The sequence below is a fragment of the Granulicella sp. S156 genome (assembly GCF_009766105.1).
Taxonomy (GTDB): domain Bacteria; phylum Acidobacteriota; class Terriglobia; order Terriglobales; family Acidobacteriaceae; genus Granulicella.
This window is the reverse complement of the sequence record NZ_LMUH01000022.1, coordinates 155181-177652: the sequence shown is the minus strand read 5'-3', so window position 1 is coordinate 177652 and position 22472 is coordinate 155181. Positions and strand designations below refer to the sequence as shown.

Below are 22472 nucleotides of genomic sequence, written 5' to 3'. Positions count from 1 at the left end.
TCTGTTTAACAACTCTAGTAGTACAACCCCATGAAAAGTGCTCTTGCTTTTCTGGTTGTCATTCCGAGATTCGCTCGCTACGCTCGGAATGACAAACAAGAAAAACAAAAGCAAAAGACAGGTGCAAAACACTTTTCATACGATCAGGACAATACCTGGCTGGCCTCTGTGTGTGCGGGCTTTAGGTCTTTGCTGTGTTTCGCAGATAGACCGAGTAGCGCTGGTCCATGATCTCGTTGAGTGGCACGAGCGTGTGGATCGGCCCGCGTCCCTTGCTGTGGAAGCGCAGGGAGTAGTTTGCGCTGGCCTCTACTCGTTCGAACCATACACCTGGCTCTGTCACCTCGGGCATTGGTATGCCTCGGTCCTCGTCATCCGGTCCTGATCCTCCATAGATCATGCCGTTGGTGAGTCCTTCGGTGCCGAGCACTGCCGCCAGCACCAGGGGGCCATACATGGCAGCCTGCACCTGCTTGTCGTCGGGAGCTACCGCGATGTGCATCGTCATGGGCAACTCGAGTTCAACGGCATCGCCCGCTGTCCACGGATGATCCAGCGTGAGATAGCTCGCCGGCGTTGCCGATACACTCTGCACTGCGCCGTTCACGCGCACGGTGGCGCCGCTCGTTGCCCAGTAGGGGACACGAATCTTGATCGGCGTTGCCTGTCTTGGAGCGCTGTCGATCGTAAAGGTGATCTTCTCTTCGTTGGGAAACTTCGTTGTCTGGCGCAGACGCAGGCCGCGCTCCGACCAGTCGAGCTTCGAGGGAATGAAGAGGTTCACATAGAGAGAGTTGTCATCGTGGAAGTAGATGGAGTCGGTCAGCTTGGCATACTCTTCGCTGCCTGTTCCGGTGCAGCACCAGAACGCGTCGAAGGGGGTGCCGAAGGTCTTGTAGAGGCCAGGTTGCAGCGGCACGTAGTACATCAGCATGCCATTGCGGTCTTGTGTGCCGTAACGAACGTTTAGAAGCAGGCGTTCATAGTAGTCGAAGTACTTCGCATCCGGCTCTTGTCCGAAGAGGTGCCGCGACAGCTTCATCATGTTGTACGAGCAACAACACTCCTGCGCTGCACCGCCGAGCTCTGTGGCTACGGCGTCCGGTTTATGCCAGAACTCTCCGTTGCTGGTGCCGCCGGTGCAGTAGGCGTGATGGTCTACGACCTCCTGGTAGAAGGTGGTGCTGATGCGGTGATAGCGTTCGTCGCCGGTGAGTTCGTAGCCGCGCGCTGCGCCAATGACCTTGGGAATATTGGTGTTCGCGTGATTGCCGTCGAGCTTGTCCTCGCCTGCCGCGAGCGGATCGAAGATCTTCTTATGCTCGAAGCGATAACCAAGGTCGCGGTATTTGGTCTTGCCGGTGATCGCATACAGATTGAAGGAGGCTTCGTTCATGCCGCCGTGCTCGATCAGCAACACTTTCTGCCAGTCATCTGCAGGGATGGGCGCGGACCATGCATCGGCCCAGTCGGCCATGCGAATGGCAATCTGCAGAGCCTGCTTATTGCCGGTGTGCTCGTACATGTCGAGCATGCCGGCGAGGATCTTGTGGTACGTGTAGAACGGCGCCCAGACTTTCTCGTGCTTGCGCAGGCGATCGTAGAAGGTTGCCGGATAAGCTCCCAGATAACCATCCTTCGCCTGGCACTCCGCGAGAGTGGCGACGAGCGCGTTAGCCTTATCGCGGATGGCAATGTCTCCTGTGCTCGCATGTAGCAATGCGCACGCGGAGAGATAGTGGCCAACATAGTGGCCGCGCAGTTCGCAGTCCGGCGCCTCCCATCCGCCGAGAGCTGTGGCTTCGGAGGGAAGGCCAGCCGTTACCCGGAAGTTGTGTGCAAGGCGCTCGTTCGGAAGCGAGTACAGGAAGCTGCGGTTCAACTCCATCATGTCCAGCCAGAAGCTGGGCAGCAGTCGCACCTGAGGCATCGGAAATGGCTTGGCCTTCCACGCGACCTTCCCTACAGCAGGACTGATGAGTGTTGCCGTCGCGGTGTCTTCGTCCGCTGCCCTGATGCTTTGCTGCGCGACAACGCTGCGCTGCAGGAGGGCAGCACTGCCTGCGGCGGCTGCTCCGGTAAGAAAACCTCTGCGGGTGAAGTTGCTCGTGCTCATCGTCCCTGCCTTTCTTCTTTTGTTACCGTTGCGACTCTTGAGCGCAGTTATGGATAACCCACTTGGTCCTTCGCTGCAAGTTAGTGCAGAGAAGGACCAATCGAAACGTGTGTTGGGCTTTCGGGTGTGTCATCCAATGGATAGCTTTTGTACTGAGATAGACATCGTTCCCTCTGCGGCTAAAGCCGATTTTATGGTGATGCCCTAACGGCGGGGCTGAAGCCCTGTCCGTTCAAAATAAAGAATTGGCTAAAGCCTAGAACGAAGTTTGATGATGCGCCCTAGAACTCAATGTTGGCACGAAGTTGAATGTGCCGCGGAAGATTGTTAGGCCCCCCGGTTGCAAGACCGAAGGCGCTGCTCTGTGTACTTGCATTCATCCAGTTAGTGCTATTCCCAAAGACTGGATGATTCCAGACGTTGAGGAACTCCCCCTGAAACGACAGCTTGATTTTCTCCCGGATGGGGAAGACCTTGGAGAGTGCCATGTCTTCATAGAAGCCGTGCGGCCCATGCAGGAAGATTGTCTGTCCCAGCGAACCGGCTGTTGTATTGGGAGCGATGTAGTTACTATTCGCCCCGCCGCTGTAGGCCGACGAGAGATACTTCGGGTCCAGCATGACCACATAGTTTGGAGTTCCATTGGCCGCGTTGGAGTTGATAACAGCTTGCGGCAGACGATGCACATGTACGGCTTTTTGCAGCATGGCAGACGTTATGCCATTCAGAGAGATTCCGCCATCGGCAAAGTCGTTATAGGTGTCATAGCCGCCTGTCAGTTGCTGCGGCATTCCGGTCTGCCAGGTGATGATATTTCCCAGTGTCCAGTTTCCAACCACGGTGCTGACGATCTTGTTCGAACTCAGCCACGGTTGATTCTTGCCAAAGGGAAGATCGTAGGTTCCGTTCATATGAATCACGTGGCGAATGTCGTATTCGCCAGGAGTGTAGTTGCGGTGCATCTGGCTAGCTCGCAAAGAAAAGAGATTCGCCCCCGCGGTATAGTTTTCCTGGGAGGAGAGACCCATGGAATGAGCCCAGGTGTAGTTGGCATTCCATTGCAGCCCCTTCCAGTTCTGTTGCCGGAACTCCGCCTGCAGTGAGTTGTAATTGGAGTATCCAATGGCCTCCAGATACGCCGTTCCACCATTTCCCGAAGCATAAGGATTGGCCTGGAAGAAGTTCACCGGATAGGCTCCACTTCCGTTAGACCCGAGGATATTTGCGCAGGGGCTGAAGTTGGCTCCGATCAGGTTGCAGATATAGGGAACGGTTCCCGCGTAGCCGCTTAAGACGCTGGCCATAGCTCCAGCCTGTCCCTGAGTGAGATAGTTGGTGAATTGCGAGTTCGCGAAATCCGACAAGGGAATTCCAGTTCCGCCAGAAGATTCTCCCTGAAAAGCCTGCGTGAAGATAGGCAGCGCATACTGTCCCGCCAGGCCATTGTTCGCAAACGATTGGATTCCCGCGGCCTGATTGATCTTGTAGTTCGCCTGAGCGTGCTGGAACTCCGTGAGGAAGCCATTTTCAAAGATGTTGACTTCATTCGGGTTTGTGGCAACCCATTCATGGACCGAGTGATTTCCCATATAGCGAATCTCGATCGCACGGCTTGCACCCAGCGAACGCTGAATGCCCAGGTTCCACGACTCGACATAGGGCTGCTGAATATTAGGATCCATACCGACCATCGGGAAACCCTGGAAGGCCAGAGCGGACTCCTGCTCCGACTTGGTATAGGCGGCTGGAGATAGACCGTAGGCCGGCATTGAGTCACCCAACTCAAGGCTTCCAGCCTGGAAGTAGCCAGGTGAGGTGCTGGCGGCCGGATAGGCATGGAAGTATTGATAGAAGAACGAACCGTAATCCGATGCCGCATCCCAATAAAACTGGTAGGGCTCGGTATATTTCTTAAGACCGAAGCCGCCACGGATCACCGTGCTGTGTCCCCCCATAAGCTTGGCAAAGGGTCCTGATTCCACATCGGGGTTCCAGGCGAATCCTACCTGAGGCTGTGGCGATCTGTGCCATGGCTTATATGCATGGGGATTGACCGAGATGCTCGGATCCGCTTCGCCAAGAAGAGAACCAGGATTGAATAGATTGTTTACTCCGGACGGTCCGAAGACGCCGTTTGGTCCGGCAGAGTGATAAGCCCCTGTCTTGTCGTAGTTGTCACCCGTATAGTCCCAGCGCATGCCAAAGTTGATCGTGAGGCTGGGGAAGACACGCCAGGAATCCTGCGCATACCAGGCCCAGGCGTTGGAGACTTCGTCCAGGTTGTAGGCAGAGATCCCTGTGTCGTATGAGCCGCTCTTTTGGTTGTAGCTATAGCTGCCATTGATTGCGCTGATGCGCCCGGTCAGAGTTGCATAGAGATTCTCGGCTTCGGTGATCTGGTTTGAGGAGGCATTGGGAAGATTTGCCGTCGAAAAGGCATTCAGAGACGGGTCTCCGTTTGCCAGCCCAAGCGTATAGGTTGGATAGCCTGCTGGAGGATTCCAATAGTGGTCCTGTTCGCGATACCAGGAGGCGCCGAACTTCATTGTGTGGCTCTTATGCTGCCAGGAGATGGTATCTGAAGCATTGAAGAGCGGATAGTATGTAGTGATAGGTGTCGTATAGCTTTGGCCCGACAAGCTTTCGTTCGGCTCTGTCAATGCCCAAGTGACTGAGGGTTCCGTAGCATACAAGGGCGCAGCGTTGTAGCCGTATTTTTCCGCGTCATAGAGAAAGCCTCCGCGGAATTGATTGATGACATTGGGCGATATCGTCCAATCGAGCGATGGGCCAAGCGTGAAGTTACGAATTTTGTAGCCGGAGATTTGATTGGCGAATCCTGCCCCGGGAAAATTCGACGCGTAATTTTCTGGCTTTGTGTCCTGTGTCATGCTCCAGGAAAGCGCTGCCCGCAATTTGGAAGAGATGTTATAGTCCAGCCGCGCCATGGGGTAGTACAGCGTCTCGGGATTGGGCTGTTTCCATAGCAGCGTCGAGAGATTCGGGTCGCCTTCAATGGCAGCGATTGTGCCGCTGGCCTCCGCGGTATTGATTGCCGACAATTGCGTTGCGATCTGAGAGTTTGCGGAGTTGCGGAGGTTCTGCCCGAGTCCCGCCACAAGGCTGTAGACATTCACCGTGTTGGTTGCGGTTGCGCCCGATGCGTTGGTGTAGGTATAGCCGAAGTTTCCCGATTGGGCGGCCGTGGTGATGACCGTGTTTTGCAGGATGTAGGAGCCGGGAATCTTTCGCTCGGAATACGTGCCAAAGAAGAACAGCTTGTCGTGCAGAATCGGCCCGCCAATGCTGACGCCAAAATCGTTATAGATGACCTTGTCCCGGCGCTGCCCACTGGCATTGTTGGACCAGGTGTTGGCATACAGACCGTCGTTTTTGAAGTCTTCAAAGATGCGCCCGTGAAATTTGTTGGTGCCGCTGCGGCTTACGTAGTTCACCTGCATCGAAGCCTGCCCGTAGCCTTTATCCACGTCCATCATGTCGGTCTGAACCGACATCTCCTGGATGTTCTCCACGCGTGGCGTCACGGCGGTTCCCGCGTTGCCTCCGTAGTATTTGCCGCGAGAGGCGTTGCCGATCACGCCGTCCATATTGCTGCTGGTGTTCATCTCCACCTGGCCGTTGAAGTTGCCGAGTGGAACTCCTCCCTCGCTATAGCCGGGAGTTCCCGCGTAGCCAGGAGTCAGCGCCACTAAACCTGACAGGTCACGGCTTCCAAGCGGGAGGTCTTCAACGTCCTTGAGATTGATGACTGTGCCGATCTCGTTGGACGTCGTCTCAAGCACGGAGCTGGAACTAGCGTCGACCGTGACCGTTTCGTCGTGCGAGCCGACTTTGAGGGTCGTCAGCAGATCGGTCACCTGCCCGGCATGGATCTCAATCTTGTCCAGATTGGAGGTCGCGTAACCGTCTCTGGTCGCGCTCAAGTGATAGATGCCGATGGGAAGATTGACAAAGGTGAAGATGCCCTTGGCGCTGCTGGTGGCTGCGCGGTGGTCATTCGTCTCCACCTCTACCAACTCCAGCTTCGCGCCCGGCACAGCGCCTCCGCTCGCATCCTGCACGATAACTGCAAGTGTTCCTTGTGATCCGGACTGAGCCTGTGCGGCTCCACCTGCTAGGAGTGTCATCAGTAATCCCACAATCAAGCCCAACGTCCTACATAATCTTCGCGACATCATTCTTTCTCCTCCAGTACTGGCCTTTTCATGTGGGGAACACATCGTCCCAGAAAACCTTTTCTCGGTGGGCGAATCAACGATCCGCATGGCGTTCGTTTCAAACCGCCGGGCAGATACGTGCGCTGTAGATTGCGGTCTACGCGTTGCGCGTGCCGTTCTTGTCCGTTTGCACAAGTTCATACAGCGTGGTCCTCCGATTCCGTCTTGTCTGCCATCCCTTTTCAAGTTCTTCTCAACGACTTGTGGCAGCAGGTTCGATCGCGACACATACGGTTTCGGGTAAAAACTCAATGGCCTCAAACCGTCTTCAGGCACCGGATACACTGCCGATTGCCTTTTCTTGTTCAAAGTTAAAAATACAATTATGCGTTCAATAACGATTAATAGAAAAAAGACATATTGTCAACAAAAGCATGAAAAACGCACAATTTATTGTGCTAGCTTCACAGGCAGGAAAGGGGTTTTCCTCCAAATAGGAGGTTTTTGGTGTCGATTGCGAGGGATTTAATCTATGTGTACGTATACAATTTGTTGCAACGAAAGACCGATGAGGATGCCCCGGTAGGAATGAATATTGGGATCGGGTGAGGTCATCTCGCGGTGTCAACAGCGTTTGGCAGGAGAAGGAAGAGAATGCAGTTAACAAAAGCGGCCAGCTGGCTAACGTGTGCGATGTTGCTGGTGCTAGCCGGTGGGCAGGGCTTCGGGCAGTCGTATCCGGCAGGCCGGGCGTCAACGCTGGGAGCGATGCTCGATCAGGGGCTGGAGCAGTATGAAACTCCAGACCTGACTTTAAGGTTAGTGCGCTCCTCGGGAACTGTAGCTGGGCTTGAACCGAGGAACGGAGATGGATTCGACTTCACTCCAGCGGAGTTGCTGGCGGCTCGTTCGACGGATGGCTACTATCACCTGGGAGATCTCGACCTACGCCTGCGTGAGGTGGGAACTAGCGAGTGGCATGGATATTCGACGGCGTTGGAACGGCATCCGGTGAAGGTGCTGCCGCTGGGTCCCAGCGCACAGAAATCCGGAGTTCTGGAGCGTGATGATCTGCGCCCGACATTGCCTGCAGAGTTTCCACTTAAGGCAACACGGAGCTGGTCGGTGGTGGATGGCCATATTGTTCTGCGCTTCACGTTGAGAAATTCAGGGAAGCGTGGCATTGAGATCGGGGCGCTGGGGATTCCCCTAATCTTCGATAACGTGATGAATGGGAAGAATCTCGATGAGGCTCATGCGGTGTGCAGCTTCTCAGACCCGTCAATTGCGATGGATGGCGGCTATGTGCAGGTGACACGTCTGAATGGGCATGGGCCTGCGTTGCTGGTGGTGCCGGATGGGAAGACTCCCTTTGAGGCCTACAACCCGATCGCTGGAACTCATGGCCGGATGCGCAAGGCCGCTCTCTTTGAAGACCTTACACCGCGGAGCATGACCTTCGAGGGCTTCTATGAGTGGATGGTGGCCTCGGCGGCCTATCAGCAGAATGAATGGAAGCAGGCCGAGCCATGGAATCCCGCGACGAGCATTGTGCTCGATCCAGGTCAGGAGCGCACGGTGGGGGTGCGGTTTCTGGTTGCGGATTCTATTCGCGACATTGAGAAAACGCTTGCTGATAACGGTAGGCCTGTGGCCATTGGTTTTCCCGGCTACATCCTGCCTCAGGATATCGAGGCCAGCCTGTTTTTGAAGTACCCCAAAAGAGTCGAAAAGGTCACAGTAGAGCCTGCGGGAGCTATCGACGTAAAGGCTGACGGAACTACCGAGCATGGCTGGCAGCGTTACGCGTTGCGTGGCAAGCAGTGGGGTCGCGCGCGGCTGACAGTCACGTATGCCGACGGAGCGGTGGAGACAGTGCAGTATCGGGTGATGAAACCCGAAGCCGAAGCTGTGGATGATATGGGCCGTTTCCTCTTCACCAAACAATGGTTTGACGTGAAGGATGATCCCTTTCATCGCAGCCCGTCGGTGATGAGCTATGACCGTGAGGTGAATGCTATCGTCGCCCAGGACAGCCGCGTATGGATCGCTGGATTAGGCGACGAGGCAGGTTCAGGATCGTGGCTAGCTGCTGCGATGAAAGAGTACGGGCGACCGGAGAAGCACCAGATTGCGCAACTCGAGAACTTTGTTGACGGCGTTCTGTGGGGCGGTTTGCAGCAGAAGGATGGGCCGGGCAAGTATGGCGTGCGCAAGAGCTTGTTCTTCTATCAACCGGACCAGTTGCCTGCAGGCTACTATCGCAAGGATCTGGACTGGTCGTCGTGGGAGAGCTGGAACAAAGAGGCGAGTGAGGATCTTGGCCGCTCGTATAACTACCCGCACGTAGTGGCTGCGTATTGGGCGCTCTATCGGTTGGCGCGAGAGCATCAGGGGTTGGTAACGCATCATGATTGGCGTTGGTATCTGACGCAGTCCTATGAGACGACGATGGCGATGACTCGTCTGGGGCAGGGGCTGGCGCAGTTTGGCCAGATGGAGGGCGATGTCTTTGTAGCGGTGCTGGATGACCTGCGCCGCGAAGGGATGACGACAGAAGCTGCGACGCTTGAAGCCGCGATGCGCGCGCGTGCCGAGGTGTGGCAGAAACAGGCTTACCCCTTTGGCAGTGAGATGCCTTGGGACTCGACGGGGCAGGAAGAGGTCTATGCCTGGACTAGATACTTTGGCATGAACGATAAAGCTCAGGTGACGTTGGACGCCATCACCGGATATATGCCGACGATTCCAAGCTGGGGCTATAACGGCAGCGCACGGCGGTACTGGGACTTTCTGTATGGCGGTAAGTATCCACGGATCGAGCGGCAGCTGCACCACTATGGCTCGGGTATCAATGCGATTCCAGTGCTGGATGCTTATCGGCGCGATCCTTCCGACCTCTACCTGTTGCGGATCGGCTATGGCGGCACGATGGGGGCCCTTAGCGGGATCGATCAGGAAGGGTTTGCTTCGGCGGCCTTCCATAGCTATCCGGATAAGATGGCCTTCGATCCGTATACAGGTGACTATGGTCCTAACTTCTTTGGCCATGCGTGGAATACAGGAACGTATGTTGCCAAAGATGTGGAGTTTGGCTGGCTGGTCTTTGGTGGCAATCTGAGCACGAAGGGCAACGTGGTGACTGTTGAGCCGCGGGATAGCTTTCGGCAACGTGTATTTCTGGCGCCGCTGGGTCTGTGGCTCACGCTCGATAGTGGTCAGTTCGAGCGCGTGACATTTAATGAGGCAACCGATTCGGTCGAGGTGGAGCTTGCGCCTGGCGATGCGTACACTTCAATCGCGTTCCTGCGGATAGAACAAACGGCACATCCGAATGGCGTTAGCAACATTGCGCCGCTTGAGAAGCTGGCTGTAGAGAGGGGCGCTTACGTTGTTTCCCTTGGCGTTGCGAGTACAACTGTGCGTTTGGGCGCCGGTGTGAGTGCAGGGAAATAAGGTAAGGAGAAGCGGTACGTAGACGGAACCAGCGCAGAACTGTCATCTCGACCGAAGGCACCGCTTTAGCCGCCTTCGGTCGAGATACACGGTATTGGCAGGCTCGAAATGAGCTACATCAACCTGTTACTGAAATTGTTATAGGAAGGCAGTCAAAAGCCACGTGCAGGCTGTTGTCGAGCCCGTGCAGATAGGTATCGATGCTGTGATAGCAGCCCTCATTCTGCTTCGCAAAGGACGATGAGTCGAAGGAATACTCTGTGTCGACAGCTTCGAAATCGATACCAAGAAGGGACGGTGGGAGTTGGGGGACTTTGTCAGGGAGGTTGACAATGCGCCAGGAGCTAAAAGGCTGGGCATTGAAGGTCTGCACGAACTTGGCGTTGCCAACCTTTGGCGAGGCCAGGGTACTGATCAGCTGGATATTGAACAACTTTTTAACGCTGCCCTCCAAGGCAAAGAGCGTAGCAAGCGCGGAACCCAGGCTGTGACCGGTGGCCACAGTGGGGCGTCCGTCGCTTGCCGCAGATTTTTGCGTGATGCCGAGGTGGGCCTCCTCGTGGGTAGCGAGTTGGTCGAGCTGCTCCGCAAAGGTGCCGGTGAGCTTGGGGGTAGCAGCAGCGGCGGGGCCGGTGTTGGATGTGATGATTGGCACAGGTACGATCTTCAGTGAGGAGTAGATCGCACCGAAGCCCAAGCCTACCATGCCGCCGTCGTGCAACGGCAAGAACGGCACCTGGAGGATGGAAGTCGCGTCGTCAAGCCACTCGATGTTGCCCTGTGTGCCGCGGAAGGCGACGACACGCTTGGTGGGGTCTGCGATCTGCTGCACGACGATGCCGTAGAACTCCGGATACGTTTTTACCTGATGATTCTCCATATCGAAGTCCGACATGTTGATCCAGGCGGAGAGCTGCCAGCCGTCAGGAATGCCTTGGAGCGGGGGAGTCAGCTTGCCTGGGTTTGCTATGTACGTAGCGGTGACGGCTTTAACCAATTTGCCGTAGAGTACGGCCTGCGCGGCTTGGTCGGGGGTGAGAGGGGGAGTGAGAGAATTGCTCATTCGTTTAGATATCTCCTACTGCTGTGCAGTGGATGGAATACTAGAGCCAGGCGAGGCAAGGCATAAATCAAATTTTTGTTACAGGCGAAGGATCTCGTGGCCTGCGTCTTCACCACGGGCTGAGATAGTCCGCTTTTTTTTGAGGTTTCGTTCCAGTATCGTTCCCTGGCTTTTGTCTAAGCCCCATGATTCCTGAATCAGCTAACGCATCTGTTTTCATACTCTTCGCGGTTGCGATAGATAGAGGTTCAGGGAGGTCCGTGTCTTGGTGTGGTGAGTCGTTCGTTCGATGAAGAATGAGAATGTTGCCGACAGCGCGAATCGCAAGCCATGACGCATTAGCCTTGTGGAGCGGAGGGAGCCGTGGTGTTTAGGACACGGAATAAGGGCATATAAGAATCGGGCTTTAGGGGGATCGGATACTACTTGGGCCTAAAGGCCAACTTTCGTCACTTCTGGAGCCTAAAGGACATTACAAAAGCACAAGAGTTCAGTTGGGCTAAACTTCATCTGCGGTTTATATCTATTGCAGCCCTACAGCCAAAGGGGAATATGGCCAGCAAATTATTTTCTCTGTCAAAATTATCGCTACGTCCTCAGCTTTCGTTTGCGCTTTTGGGGTCGTTGGTTAGCGGTTCTGTTCTAGCCGCGCAGACTCCGGCTCCGCCGCCGATACAGGTCACGCAATCGGAACGCGGCTTCGATGCGACGATTGGGAAAGAGTCCATGAACCTGGTGGTGTGCTCTGATTCTGTCGTCCACATTACGACACGCCCGGATGGAAGAGCGGTCGAACATCCGCAACCCTGGCTTTTGCCTGCCGATCAATCCTGCAAAGGGGTGCCCTTCCAGTTCAGCAAGGATGCGGAGAGTGCGCGTGTCAAAACCGCCAATCTTACGGTTACGCTCTCGATGGATCGGGGAAATCTGAGCTACGCAACCGCGGATGGTAAGCCGCTCCTTCATGAAGCGAGCGCGGTTCCAAGAACCTATACTCCTGTGGACTTGAATGGCGATAAAACCTTTCACGTGAAAGATCGTTTCTCGCCCAACTTTACCGAGGCCTTCTACGGTTTAGGGCAGCATCAGAATGGAATGTTCAACTACCGCGGGGCGACGGTTGAACTCGGGCAGAATAATACCGATATCGCTGTTCCTGTTCTTGTCTCCACGAGCGGTTACGGAATTATCTGGAACACGGCCTCGTACACCTATGTAGACAACCGCTTTCCACTCGAACTCTCTTTCGACACCATGGCCGGGGACGGGGTCGACTACTTCTTCGTCTATGGCCCGGAGATGGATGAGGTCATCCATCAGTACCGCACCTTGACGGGCCACGCGCCCATGCTGCCACGCTGGTCGTATGGCTTTATCCAATCAAAGGATCGTTATAAGTCGCTCGATGAGATGATCTCGATTGCAGATCGTTACCGCAACGAACACATTCCTTTGGATGGAATCGTTCAGGACTGGTTCTGGTGGAAGCACGAAGGAGATCCGATCTTCAATGAGAACTACCATGATGTGCCGGGCGATCTAAAGAAGTTGCATGACGAGCATGTGCACACCATGATCTCCACCTGGGGGCTCATCGACCCATCGTCTGACACCTATAAGAAGCTCGACGCAGAAGGCCTCTTCGTACCAGATGCGCATGTTTATGATGCCTCAAACCCGAGAGCGCGAGATGTGTATTGGGAGAGTCTCACGCGTAAGTTGTTTGCCCAGGGATGGGACTCTTTCTGGTTGGATAGTGCCGAGCCGGAAGAATACTGGCCTCACGGGGGAGACGCCATTCTTCGTGACAAGAAGCTCTCAATAGGCAATGGAGCGATGTACACGAATATCTATCCTCTCCTGCATAACGAAGGTATTCAGGATCACTGGAGGAAGAGCACTGATCAAAAGCGCACCTTCCTGCTTACTCGTTCGGCTTTCCTCGGGCAGCAGCGGGTTGGCGCGACGGTATGGTCTGGCGATGTCTTCAGCAGCTACTGGGGGCTTTCGCATCAAATCGCCGGCGGCTTGAACTATGCAATCTCAGGTCTGCCGTATTGGACAACAGACATTGGAGGCTACTGGCCTACCTATGACGGACAGATAGAGGATCCCGCTTATCAGGAGCTTTATCTGCGCTGGTTTCAGTTCGGCGTCTTCTGCCCGATCTTTCGGTCGCACGGCCATCGCCCTCATAACGAGATGTGGAGTTATCCGAATGTGGAGTCCTCGCTTATCGAGTACGACAAGCTCCGCTACCGCATGATGCCTTATATCTACTCGCTCGCATGGAAGGTCTCGAACGAGGACTACACAATTCAGCGGCCCCTGGTTATGGATTGGAGGAGTGACCCTCTGACATGGAACATTGGGGACCAGTTTATGTTCGGACCAGCGATTCTGGTTAGTCCGGTTACGGAAGCGAAGGCTACGCAGCGTCGTCTCTATCTGCCGAAGGACACGCTCTGGTACGACTTCTGGACTGGGGAGAAGATGGAGGGCGGTGTTTCCATCCAGGCCGCAGCGCCGCTCAATCGCATCCCGCTCTATGTGCGCGCAGGATCGATTCTTCCTCTCGGACCAGACGAGCAGTATGCCGGCGAAAAGGTCGACGGCCCCATTGAGCTGCGTATCTACCCCGGAGCCAATGGAAGTTTCAACCTCTATCAGGATGAGGGCGATAACTATAACTATGAGAAGGGTCAGCATGCAGTGATTCCTATAAGCTGGTCCGACTCCGAAAGAACGGTGACCTTCGGCGCCCGAACTGGAAGCTATTCCGGTATGCCGCAAGAGATCACCTTCCACATCATCCTGACGCATCCCGGACATGGTGTTGGCGGTGGGGTTGAAGAGCATGCGGACAAGGCCGTCGTTTATCGAGGTTCAGAGATCAAGATCATGGTAAAGTGAATATTTTTTTGGTCGTGATCCCAAATAGCTGACTAGTGTGGTGAGTTGTTAGTTCGTAGAAGAATGAGGTCGCTGCCACTCTGAAATGCAACAACAGAGACATCAATTCATCAGGCACTACCTATCTCAACCATGTTTCGGGTAATAAAATCTCATGCACTCATCTGACTCACCGAGAAAATAGCATGTGCGATAGAAAACTACTCCCGCCGAACCTTGGAGTCTGCTTTACGCTCTTTGCTGTGTGTGTCGTGTCCTTTGGGCAACACACGTCCAAACCCGAACTGCCGTTGATGTCCCAACTGGGCCGATTCACGGCCGCCGATGTGCCGTCTATGGGTCCAGCCGAAAGCGAGGTTGCGCCCCTCAAGTGGGACCAGCCCATCCCGCCCGGTTTACCCGGAGACGGCATGGCTCAGCACCCTATGCTCTATATCGGTGAGGGATATAACAAAATCCTCCTCGTCAACAACGGCAAAATCATCTGGACCTATTCCACGGGAACAGGCTGGGAGTACGACGATGTGTGGATGCTCTCCAATGGCAATATCCTCTTTAGTCGAATGCAATACGTAGCCGAAGTGACACCCAACAAAGAGGTAGTGTGGCGCTACGATGCCCCTCCCGGGACTGAAATCCATACTTGCCAGCCTATTGGCCGGGACAAGGTCCTGTTCATTCTAAATGGTCTGCCTCCCAAACTAATGGTGGTCAACATCAAGACCAATAAGATCGAAGTTCAACATGAGTTGCCCGCAATCAGCCTGACCGACAAAGGAAAGGTTCACGGGCAATTTCGTAGAGTGCGCTACACCGCACAGGGAACCTATCTCGTTCCCTTTCTGGAGATGAATCAGGTTGTCGAATACGACAAGAATTTCAAGGAGATATGGAAGTACGAAATCAAGAGCCCATGGGCTGCCGTTCGACTCAAAAATGGCAACACGCTCATCACCGATGAACAGGATGTCCTCACCCGCGAGGTCAACCCCAGGAAAGAGACGGTTTGGGAACTCAGGCCGGATGACTTGCCGGAGGCCTATCGATTCATCAACACACAGAGCGCCACCCGGTTGGCCAACGGCAACACGATCATCTGCTCCCGCGGAGATAGTGGAAAAGGTCCTCAGCTCGTCGAGGTGACTCCAGATAAGAAGGTTGTGTGGGTGCTGAGGGACTGGGCGAATTTTGGCCCTGCTACCGCTGTACAGATATTGGATGACCGTGGTATCCCGGAAAAACCGGGTCAATCGCAACACTGATGCAACACCGGTCACAAGTTGTAACGATAGGACGGTTCGGAGCAAAGCAAGTTAGAGTCCGACAAGAAAAAGCTTTAGCGGTGGGCCCTTTGCTTATACCAGCAAAAAGCCCAGGGCTAAAGCCCGACAGAGGTTTGCCATGTTTCCGCAGCCTAAAGGCCGCTGCTACTCCGAAAAAACAAGAGCAAGAGCAACGACAAGAGCAACAGCAGATTCCCTACGGGAATGACAGAAAGAAAAGCAACAACCTGGCGGGCATGCCTTGTTGTCAGCGACATGCGGCGACAGATTACTGTTCGTCATCTCCAATCGGCATGCCCGGCGGCGCCTCGATAGGTTTGGCCGGGACAAACTTCTCGGGAGCTCTCTCGAACTCCTGAATGCGGTCGATAAAAGCTGCCCGGTGGATAGCCTCAGCCGTGTCCTGCAACGGGGGAGCCGAAGTTACTTCTTTCAACACATCGGCGATGTGTGACCGCGTGATGGCTCGGGCCTGGCTGGAGGCAGCAGGATTGACGGCGAGTGCCAACATGGCTTCGAGAGCACGGAACTCAACGGCGCGTTCCACTTCAGACGACATGCTGTGGCCCGCGTTCGGACGCTCTGCCGTGGTCTTGGAGATGGCTTCGAGGACACCACGTAACGAGGGCGAGGCTGGAACGCGCATGTGGTATTCGATCAGCCGGCTGGCGCGCGCTGGATCGAGCAGAACGGAGAGTGTGAGGTCTGCTGCGGCTTCGGCCGAGGCGATGGGATCGAAGGTGAGGCCGGTATGCGATGGCAGCGACTCCTGCGTGCGGCCGAGCGCTGGAGGATGCGGTGGCAGCAACGAAAGGATCGACTCGGGCAGAGTTAGAGTCTCCGGTTCGAGCGTCTTCAGTACGGCGGCGATAGCCTTCTTCTGGTCCTCAGGATCAACGATGGACGGGTTCATCTGGCCGTCGCCGCGCAGGTTGTAGCGATAATCGAGACCGCCGATCTCTTTTGCCGCAGCTTCCGTCTGGTAGCGATGAAAGAGATAGAGGGGAACGAGTGTCTCTTCAAGCTGAGCCATGGGAGTGCTGAGCTTGATGGCGTTCTCTCCAAAGCGCGCAAGCGCGGCAGTACGGATATCGAGGACACGATCGAGTTCGGCGGCAGGATCGGTGCCGTTGTCCCACAGGTGGGCGTGGGGATGAGCACCGCCAAGGGGACGGGCATCGTCATCGCTAATGAAGATGAGTCCAGTTTTCTCCGAGTCATGCAGAATGTTGTCGAGCGCGGCTGGGTCTTCGACCGGCTTGCCGTTCTTGTCGAACTCGCGATAGCCGTAATTGATGGCAACCTTATCCCACTGCCCGATATTGACGCCGTACGTGTGGGAGATATCGGGAACGCCATCCTTGCCGAGTGTCACGTAGGGATGCGGATAGTCCATCACGCTGACGGTCTGGTCCGGGGTGTGCGGGAAGCTGGATGCGGCGAAGTTGTGAGCGAGCCCGAGAGTATGACCGGTTTCATGGGCGGCCAGTTGGCGGATTCGAGCCAGTACGAGTTGCAGCATCGGGTCGTTCTCGGGCTGGAACGGTTTGCCAGTGACATAAGGGCTGAGCAGTGCTTCCGCGATTAGATAGTCCTGCCGTCCGCGGAGGCTGCCGAGTGTAACGTTGCCCTTGATGATCTCGCCGGTACGCGGATCGGTAATGGCCTCGCCATAGCTCCAACCGCGGGTGTAGCGGTGCACCCATTGGATGATGTTGTAGCGAATATCCATGGGGTCGGCGTCAGCAGGGAGTGCCTCTACCCGAAAGGTGCCGGGAGCCCATCCTGCGGCCTGGAAGGCTGCATCCCACCAGCGAGCTCCATCGATGAGTGCGGATCGAATAGGCTCCGGCGCGCCGCGATCCACGTAGTACTGAATGGGTGCGACGGCAACGCACGCATGCGTGCAGGTAGGGTCGCGTTTGATGAGGCGATGGCGAATGATGAAGTTCTGGTCGAGAGGTTCGCCTAGTGGAGCGTTGTAATCGCGATAGGTTGTGGGGAAGTAGCCGGCGCGCGGTGAAAAGCGTCGCGGCGTAAAGCCTGGTGATGGAAGCTCCACAAAACTCTGATGCTCGCGCAGGGTCAGCGAACGTGGATCGGGCGTTACATCGCTGACAAAGTTTGCATCGTGTATGTCGTCGGAGGCGAAGGTCAACTCAGCCTCAACCTCGGTATTTTTCGGGAAGGCTTTTGTTCTGTCCAGTATGATCGTCGATCGCGGTTCGTCGACTTTATAGCTGCCTTGCTTCGCACGTGCCAGGGCTTCGGAGACGTGGTGTGAGTCGCGGAGAAAGAAGTTGGTGGCGTCGACAAGTACCGTGCCATCTGGCGATTCTGCTTCCACTTTGAAACCGGCGAGCACGGAGACGGGGAACGACTGTTGCACCGCGAGCTGCTCCATAGGATCGGTTGCGCTACTGCGGAAGTCTGTGTTGATCTCGACCAGCAATAGCTTTGGACCGCTACGCTCAAAACGGACAAGAATACCTTTGGAGATCTGGCCGCGATCCAGGCCGAGATCGTTAGATCCAGTGCCCCAGGGCAGCGACTCTGTATAGAGCAGATCCTGCGAACGCGAGTGGGTTGCATTGGCAGCAAGCGGGACTTCGAGGTAGAGCTTGCCCGCTCTCCCATCCCAGTCGAGTGGCAGCAGGCCCGGCATATGCTGCATGGAGGCTGTTTTCGTAGCGATTGTGGCAGTTGTTGCGCTGTCAGGCTTTGGAGCAATGTCTTGTGCGCAGACGGAGAACGTGCAAACGGCAAGACCAAGAGCGATCGCTACAGTGTGTGCCATGTTCGTTTGTAGCATGCAACCCTTGCGGGACACCAAATAGCTCTGGCGCAAACGGACGCTGAAGCGGGGTTTTGCCCCCTCAGAAGGTCGCCACGTACGCCAGAAGCTCTCGGAAGGCGGTTGGGAAGGGGGGACGTAACAATGTCTTTAGTTTGTGTGCCTCAAATTATTTTGCACTCTTTGTTTTCGAAGAGTGTAACCCAAGAGACAGACAATCGGCGTCCTTCGATAGCGATATGCAAATCGCGATGGATGCATCTATGATTCACTTGGGAACCCAGGTGACCGCCATCTCCGAACTGGACGACATCGATTCGCTCGTCGCCGTTTATTGGGCAAGAGTGCTTCGATTTGTCACGTTCTCCGTTGGCGATCCCGATCTTGCGCAGACGATTACGCAAGACTGCTTTTTGAAAGCCTATAACGGACGTGCTTCGTTTCGTGGCGAATGTAGCGTGAACACCTGGCTCATCGGCATCGCGAACCATTTGATCTGCGATCATGTGCGGCTCAAGAAGTTCCAGTTCTGGCGCAAGGCTCGGGCGACAGCGCTGGACGTCACGGAATTCGCTTCGTTTCTGCCATCGAACGAGAGTTCTCCAGAATCCAAAATACTGGCGAGAGAGCGAATGGAGCAGGTGAAGGCGGCCGTGGACTCGCTTTCGGTCAACCAGCGGCGGGTATTTCTGCTCAAATTTTTCGAAGAGATGAACGTTGAGGAGATTGCTGCCATGACCGATATGCCTGTCAATACGGTCAAGACCCATCTGCATCGCGGAATCAAAACAATTCGCGCTACCCTAGGAGGGACGAAATGAGTACAACCTCGGGTTCGGCACATTTAACGGATGAGCAGTTCGCAGAATGCGTAACAGTGGCTCCTAGCGCTGAGAGCCAATTACATCTTGACGAATGTGAGAGTTGTCGCCGGGAACTGGCCGCGTTTGATGCATCGCTCAGCGCGTTTGGGACCACTGCAATGGCGTGGAGCGAAGCCACGCCCAAGGTCGATCTTCGCGCAGCGGCCAAGTTGAGGGCCCGTCGGACGATGGAGCGCCCACTGGGTTGGGCTCTGGCTACTGCTGCTCTTCTCCTGATTGCAGTGCCAGTCTGGAAGAATCACCATGGTCCTTCTGCCGGTTCTGAATCGGCAGCGGTGTCGACTCCTGACGATTCCGCGGACCAGATTGCTCAGGATAATCGTCTGCTTCAATCGGTGTATGCAGAGCTGACGCCGCAAGATGTATCGCCGTTCAAAGAATATGGTATGACGGATAGGGCCACCTCACGGACGAAGGGACGGATGGGATCGAGGATGCAATGAACTGGCGATGGGCGCGAATTACGCTTGTTGGCGCGTGCCTTGCCCTTATGGCAGGGCATTATGCTGCTGCGCAAAATAAGGGTCCCGGCGGTGGCCCCGGAGGACCTCCTCCCGCACCGCACGGCCCCGGCGGCCCGAACGGTCCACCTTCGAATGGACCGACAGGGAACCAACCCCCCGCGAACTCAGGCGGCGCAGGAACGAGCAGGACTACGCGCGGAGGATCGCAGTTTGGTCCGCCGGGTCGATGGTGGGACGACAAAACTGTGACCAGCACGATCGGTCTGCGTAGAGACCAGCAGAAAAAGATGGATGCTATCTTCGACGCAAACAAGTCGGCGATCCTCAGCAGCTACAAGACGTTGCTCTCTGAACAGGCAAAGCTGGACGAGCTCAATAAGCAGCCACAGGCCGATACGACACGCCTATTCGCCACGATTGACGCCGTGAATCAGGCTCGCGCCTCGCTGCAAAAAGCGACGACAGAGATGCTGCTGCAGATTCGCGGCCAGATGGAGCCCGATCAGATTGTCAAACTGGAGAAGGTGGACAAATAGAGCGAAGCTTTCCGCCCGGGATCATTTCGTGCGCTCGCCCTCAAGCAGGGCGCGGTCGATCAAAGACATCCTTCTTTTGAGCGGTGTCCCTTTGAAGACAAAAGTCATTCCCACGGAGACTGTATCGAGATGCAGCCGCAGGCTACGGTTGTAGTAGCTGGAGAACGTGACGTGAGGGGTTAACGGAATACCCACGGCAGTGGTGAAGCCGTTGTCTTCGCTCACATTGCGACCCGAAACCACCGTGACACTCGGACCTACGGGTGAGCCTGGCCCGCCCGGGATGTTCAATGTTGTGTATACCTTCTGGTCGCCGATCGGAAGCTGTTCATAGGCTAGAGACTCAATGTAAGTTCTACCCGGCAGCCAGAAAACCAAACCGGTCTGGAAGTGAGCGATGGGTCCAAGAGAGGTGTAGTCCTGTGTGACCAGTCGGTTGAAAAGGCCAGATGAATCACCGCCTCCGAGGTCCAGCAGGACACCGGTCTTTCCAAAATAGCGTTCGATGTGATCGCTGAGGTCAAAGGTGACCCTGCCCGTTGAGAGTTCATCCGACCGGTTTCCAGTGGGAACTGTCATCGAGACTGTGGCTGTATTTTGCAGGTGCCGTGGATTGAAGTTGGCATGCACCGCGATCCAGGTATCCCCCAGGTCGCCCAGGGCTACGGCCAGTGATTCGTTGGATCCCGGCGTTGCCTGTTGGGGGGCGAGACGATAGGGGTAGATCGACAAGCTCGCATCGGCAGAGTAGTGGGCTGAAAAGGTGTAGCTTATTGCCGGAGTGGCTACGCTGTACCACCCTATAGAAGAGTCATGAACGCCGGAGACGGTAAACCCAAAGTTGACGCCGTGCAGGAGTTCGGTCAGGCCTGGAACCCTCGGCACCTGATCGAGTGAGGGCGCTGCCGGCAAAACTGCAGGATCTGGCTTTTGTGCCTCCTGAGCCTGGGAGCCGAGGCTTGCCCCCAAAAACAACAGATGGAGGACTGCAAGACGACAAGGGGCGCAACGCAAGCTCTCATTCTCCGATGTTCCTTTGATTTTAGCGCGGCGAAGGTTCATACCTTTTCCTGCGCGGCGGTGCTGTGACCAATAATATTGGTCACAGACACCTATTCTCCCGTTACTAAATTAGAGGCTCATGTACCTTGATCTTAAGATTTCAGGCTTACTGCCGAGGACAGGCAACCTGCGGCACTACCTGCACTAAAGTTGTGTCGACAGCTTTTGCAACTCTCGGAGCATCTTATTGATTGGATGTCCTGCAGGGCTAGAATCCTCCGGCATCGAACCGGAGCCTCTGATAGCGCCTATGACCGTTACCGTAACCCGCAGCGATCCACGGTATCCCGCTCTCCGTCGTGGTCACAATTTGCGGTGGCCTTCGCATGATGCTGATGCAGCCCAGCGTATTCTTCTCTGCGAAGATGCTGAGGATGCAGCAGTTGCCCTGCAACAAGTAGTCACAGCCGGATTGCGTCCCACTGTTCGCAGCGGTGGCCACTGCTATGAAGATTTTGTCGTGAATAATCCCGGGGGTGCGATTCTGGATGTTAGTGCGCTCTCTCGGGTAGATCGCGATGCCTCGAATGGTACCTTTCACCTCGGCTCGGGTGTGCAGTTGTGGAATGGCTATGAAGCGCTATACAAGCGTTATGGCGTGACGCTGCCTGGAGGAGTATGCGGTACCGTAGGTGCGGGAGGTCACATTAGCGGGGGAGGCTATGGACCTCTTTCACGGCTTCACGGCCTTAGCTGTGACTGGGTGACTGCTGTGAACATTCTTACGGTAGACCGCCACGGAAGGGTCGTACCGATCCGCGCCGACGCTGAAAATCACTCGGATCTATTTCGTGCGTGCCGTGGTGCAGGTGGCGCGAGTTTTGGGCTGATTACCGGCTTCGAATTTGCCACCCTGCCGATGGCTCCTCGGGAAGTTGCTCAGGCAAGCATTTCTTTTTCGTGGAATGACATGACCCTTGAGAAGTTGACGCGCATCCTAATGACCTTTGGTAAATATTGGGAGTCCCGTGGGCAGGAACGAGATACATGGGGTATGTATTCGGTACTCGAACTCTCGCATCGGTCGGCGGGGAAATTCAGCGTGTCTGTGCAATTCTGTAATCCGGACGGAACGTGCCGCGACCTCAGTGTGATGTGGGAGTACCTGGATCTATTCAGCCAGTGGAGCAGTGAGACCGGAGGGAGTACTGCCCGTCCGTCCATTAAGCAGAGCGATTGGTTGAATGCCTGCGCCATGTCTGCAGGCAATGCAGTCAATCGGAGAGGGAAGTACAAGTCGACTCGCATGCGACGAGGTTTCACCCCGACCGAGGCCGCGATCATTTATAAATACCTGACAAAAGATGTAGGGGGTACGAGCCTGCACGAGGCGAGCTTCGATGCGCACTCCTACGGAGGTGCTGTGAATCGGAAAGAGATGGCGGAACAGACGGCGGTGCCGCAACGTGATTCCATTATCAAGTTGCAGCCGTTGACGTATTGGGAAAAACCAGAAGAAGATGCTGCTCAGACCAAATGGCTCGCCCAGTTTTACGAAGAGCTTTATTCTGGTCAGAACACAGACCCACAACACGCGGGAACACCGTACTGGAGCAAACATTACGAGGGGTGCTACATCAATTATCCTGATGTGGACATGCTGCAGTACAACTATTGGCCACAGCTCTACTACGGCGAGAGTAACTACGCATTTCTACAAACGGTGAAGCGTCGCTATGATCCCAACAATATTTTTCACCACGCGATGTCTGTTCGCTCATAA

The 22472-nt window shown here is 55.4% G+C and carries 12 protein-coding genes; 7 read left to right on the top strand and 5 right to left on the bottom strand.

Translation table 11 applies throughout. From position 1 onward, the window contains the following. Positions 1-181: 181 nt before the first annotated feature. Together GSQ91_RS16445 and GSQ91_RS16440 are read right to left on the bottom strand one after the other, a co-directional pair. Positions 182-2116 (bottom strand): glycoside hydrolase family 127 protein, encoded by a 1935-nt coding sequence (locus tag GSQ91_RS16445; RefSeq protein WP_158822850.1) that lies wholly within the window; start codon positions 2114-2116, stop codon positions 182-184. A gap of 281 nt (positions 2117-2397) precedes the next feature. Continuing rightward, positions 2398-6264, bottom strand: coding sequence for a TonB-dependent receptor (locus tag GSQ91_RS16440; protein ID WP_158822849.1), 3867 nt, complete (start codon positions 6262-6264; stop codon positions 2398-2400). A gap of 684 nt (positions 6265-6948) precedes the next feature. Here GSQ91_RS16440 and GSQ91_RS16435 point away from each other — a divergent pair. Then, a complete protein-coding gene (locus tag GSQ91_RS16435) occupies positions 6949-9750 on the top strand; it encodes a DUF5695 domain-containing protein (RefSeq protein ID WP_158822848.1) in 2802 nt (933 codons plus the stop codon). Between the two features lie 118 nt (positions 9751-9868). Here GSQ91_RS16435 and GSQ91_RS16430 read toward each other — a convergent pair whose 3' ends face one another. Further along, complete coding sequence (locus GSQ91_RS16430) at positions 9869-10813, bottom strand: lipase family protein (protein WP_158822847.1); 945 nt, start codon at positions 10811-10813, stop codon at positions 9869-9871. A gap of 552 nt (positions 10814-11365) precedes the next feature. Here GSQ91_RS16430 and GSQ91_RS16425 point away from each other — a divergent pair. Both GSQ91_RS16425 and GSQ91_RS16420 read left to right on the top strand, forming a co-directional pair. Then, positions 11366-13726, top strand: coding sequence for a TIM-barrel domain-containing protein (locus GSQ91_RS16425; RefSeq protein WP_158822846.1), 2361 nt, complete (start codon positions 11366-11368; stop codon positions 13724-13726). A gap of 185 nt (positions 13727-13911) precedes the next feature. Further along, complete coding sequence (locus GSQ91_RS16420; protein WP_158822845.1) at positions 13912-14988, top strand: hypothetical protein; 1077 nt, start codon at positions 13912-13914, stop codon at positions 14986-14988. A 289-nt stretch (positions 14989-15277) separates the two neighbouring features. Here GSQ91_RS16420 and GSQ91_RS16415 read toward each other — a convergent pair whose 3' ends face one another. Then, the gene (locus GSQ91_RS16415) at positions 15278-17806 is read right to left on the bottom strand and encodes a zinc-dependent metalloprotease (RefSeq protein WP_158822844.1); all 2529 of its coding nucleotides are present in this window, start codon (positions 17804-17806) and stop codon (positions 15278-15280) included. A gap of 260 nt (positions 17807-18066) precedes the next feature. Between GSQ91_RS16415 and GSQ91_RS16410 the strand changes: the two genes are divergently transcribed. The 3 genes from GSQ91_RS16410 to GSQ91_RS16400 are packed head-to-tail and all read left to right on the top strand — an operon-like array spanning position 18067 to position 19687. After that, positions 18067-18624 (top strand): RNA polymerase sigma factor, encoded by a 558-nt coding sequence (locus GSQ91_RS16410; RefSeq protein WP_254064639.1) that lies wholly within the window; start codon positions 18067-18069, stop codon positions 18622-18624. After that, positions 18621-19130, top strand: coding sequence for a hypothetical protein (locus tag GSQ91_RS16405; RefSeq protein ID WP_158822842.1), 510 nt, complete (start codon positions 18621-18623; stop codon positions 19128-19130). Before GSQ91_RS16410 ends, GSQ91_RS16405 begins: the two co-directional genes overlap by 4 nt. Further along, positions 19127-19687 carry a hypothetical protein gene (locus GSQ91_RS16400; RefSeq protein ID WP_158822841.1) on the top strand — a complete coding sequence of 187 codons (561 nt, stop codon included), beginning with the start codon at positions 19127-19129 and terminating at the stop codon, positions 19685-19687. Before GSQ91_RS16405 ends, GSQ91_RS16400 begins: the two co-directional genes overlap by 4 nt. Before the next feature lie 21 nt (positions 19688-19708). On the opposite strand, the gene GSQ91_RS16395 is transcribed toward GSQ91_RS16400, so the two are convergent. After that, positions 19709-20749, bottom strand: a complete 1041-nt coding sequence (locus GSQ91_RS16395) for a hypothetical protein (protein ID WP_158822840.1) — start codon at positions 20747-20749, stop codon at positions 19709-19711. A 250-nt stretch (positions 20750-20999) separates the two neighbouring features. Between GSQ91_RS16395 and GSQ91_RS16390 the strand changes: the two genes are divergently transcribed. Then, positions 21000-22472, top strand: coding sequence for an FAD-binding oxidoreductase (locus GSQ91_RS16390; RefSeq protein ID WP_158822839.1), 1473 nt, complete (start codon positions 21000-21002; stop codon positions 22470-22472).

Bases quoted from the DNA above. Each gene is read 5' to 3' on its own strand.
- GSQ91_RS16445 (WP_158822850.1), bottom strand. From the start codon at position 2,116: ATGAGCACGAGCAACTTCACCCGCAGAGGTTTTCTTACCGGAGCAGCC.
- GSQ91_RS16410 (WP_254064639.1), top strand. From the start codon at position 18,067: ATGATTCACTTGGGAACCCAGGTGACCGCCATCTCCGAACTGGACGAC.
- GSQ91_RS16435 (WP_158822848.1), top strand. From the start codon at position 6,949: ATGCAGTTAACAAAAGCGGCCAGCTGGCTAACGTGTGCGATGTTGCTG.
- GSQ91_RS16420 (WP_158822845.1), top strand. From the start codon at position 13,912: ATGTGCGATAGAAAACTACTCCCGCCGAACCTTGGAGTCTGCTTTACG.
- GSQ91_RS16430 (WP_158822847.1), bottom strand. From the start codon at position 10,813: ATGAGCAATTCTCTCACTCCCCCTCTCACCCCCGACCAAGCCGCGCAG.
- GSQ91_RS16405 (WP_158822842.1), top strand. From the start codon at position 18,621: ATGAGTACAACCTCGGGTTCGGCACATTTAACGGATGAGCAGTTCGCA.
- GSQ91_RS16400 (WP_158822841.1), top strand. From the start codon at position 19,127: ATGAACTGGCGATGGGCGCGAATTACGCTTGTTGGCGCGTGCCTTGCC.
- GSQ91_RS16425 (WP_158822846.1), top strand. From the start codon at position 11,366: ATGGCCAGCAAATTATTTTCTCTGTCAAAATTATCGCTACGTCCTCAG.
- GSQ91_RS16415 (WP_158822844.1), bottom strand. From the start codon at position 17,806: ATGGCACACACTGTAGCGATCGCTCTTGGTCTTGCCGTTTGCACGTTC.
- GSQ91_RS16395 (WP_158822840.1), bottom strand. From the start codon at position 20,749: ATGAACCTTCGCCGCGCTAAAATCAAAGGAACATCGGAGAATGAGAGC.
- GSQ91_RS16440 (WP_158822849.1), bottom strand. From the start codon at position 6,264: ATGACACTCCTAGCAGGTGGAGCCGCACAGGCTCAGTCCGGATCACAA.
- GSQ91_RS16390 (WP_158822839.1), top strand. From the start codon at position 21,000: ATGACCGTTACCGTAACCCGCAGCGATCCACGGTATCCCGCTCTCCGT.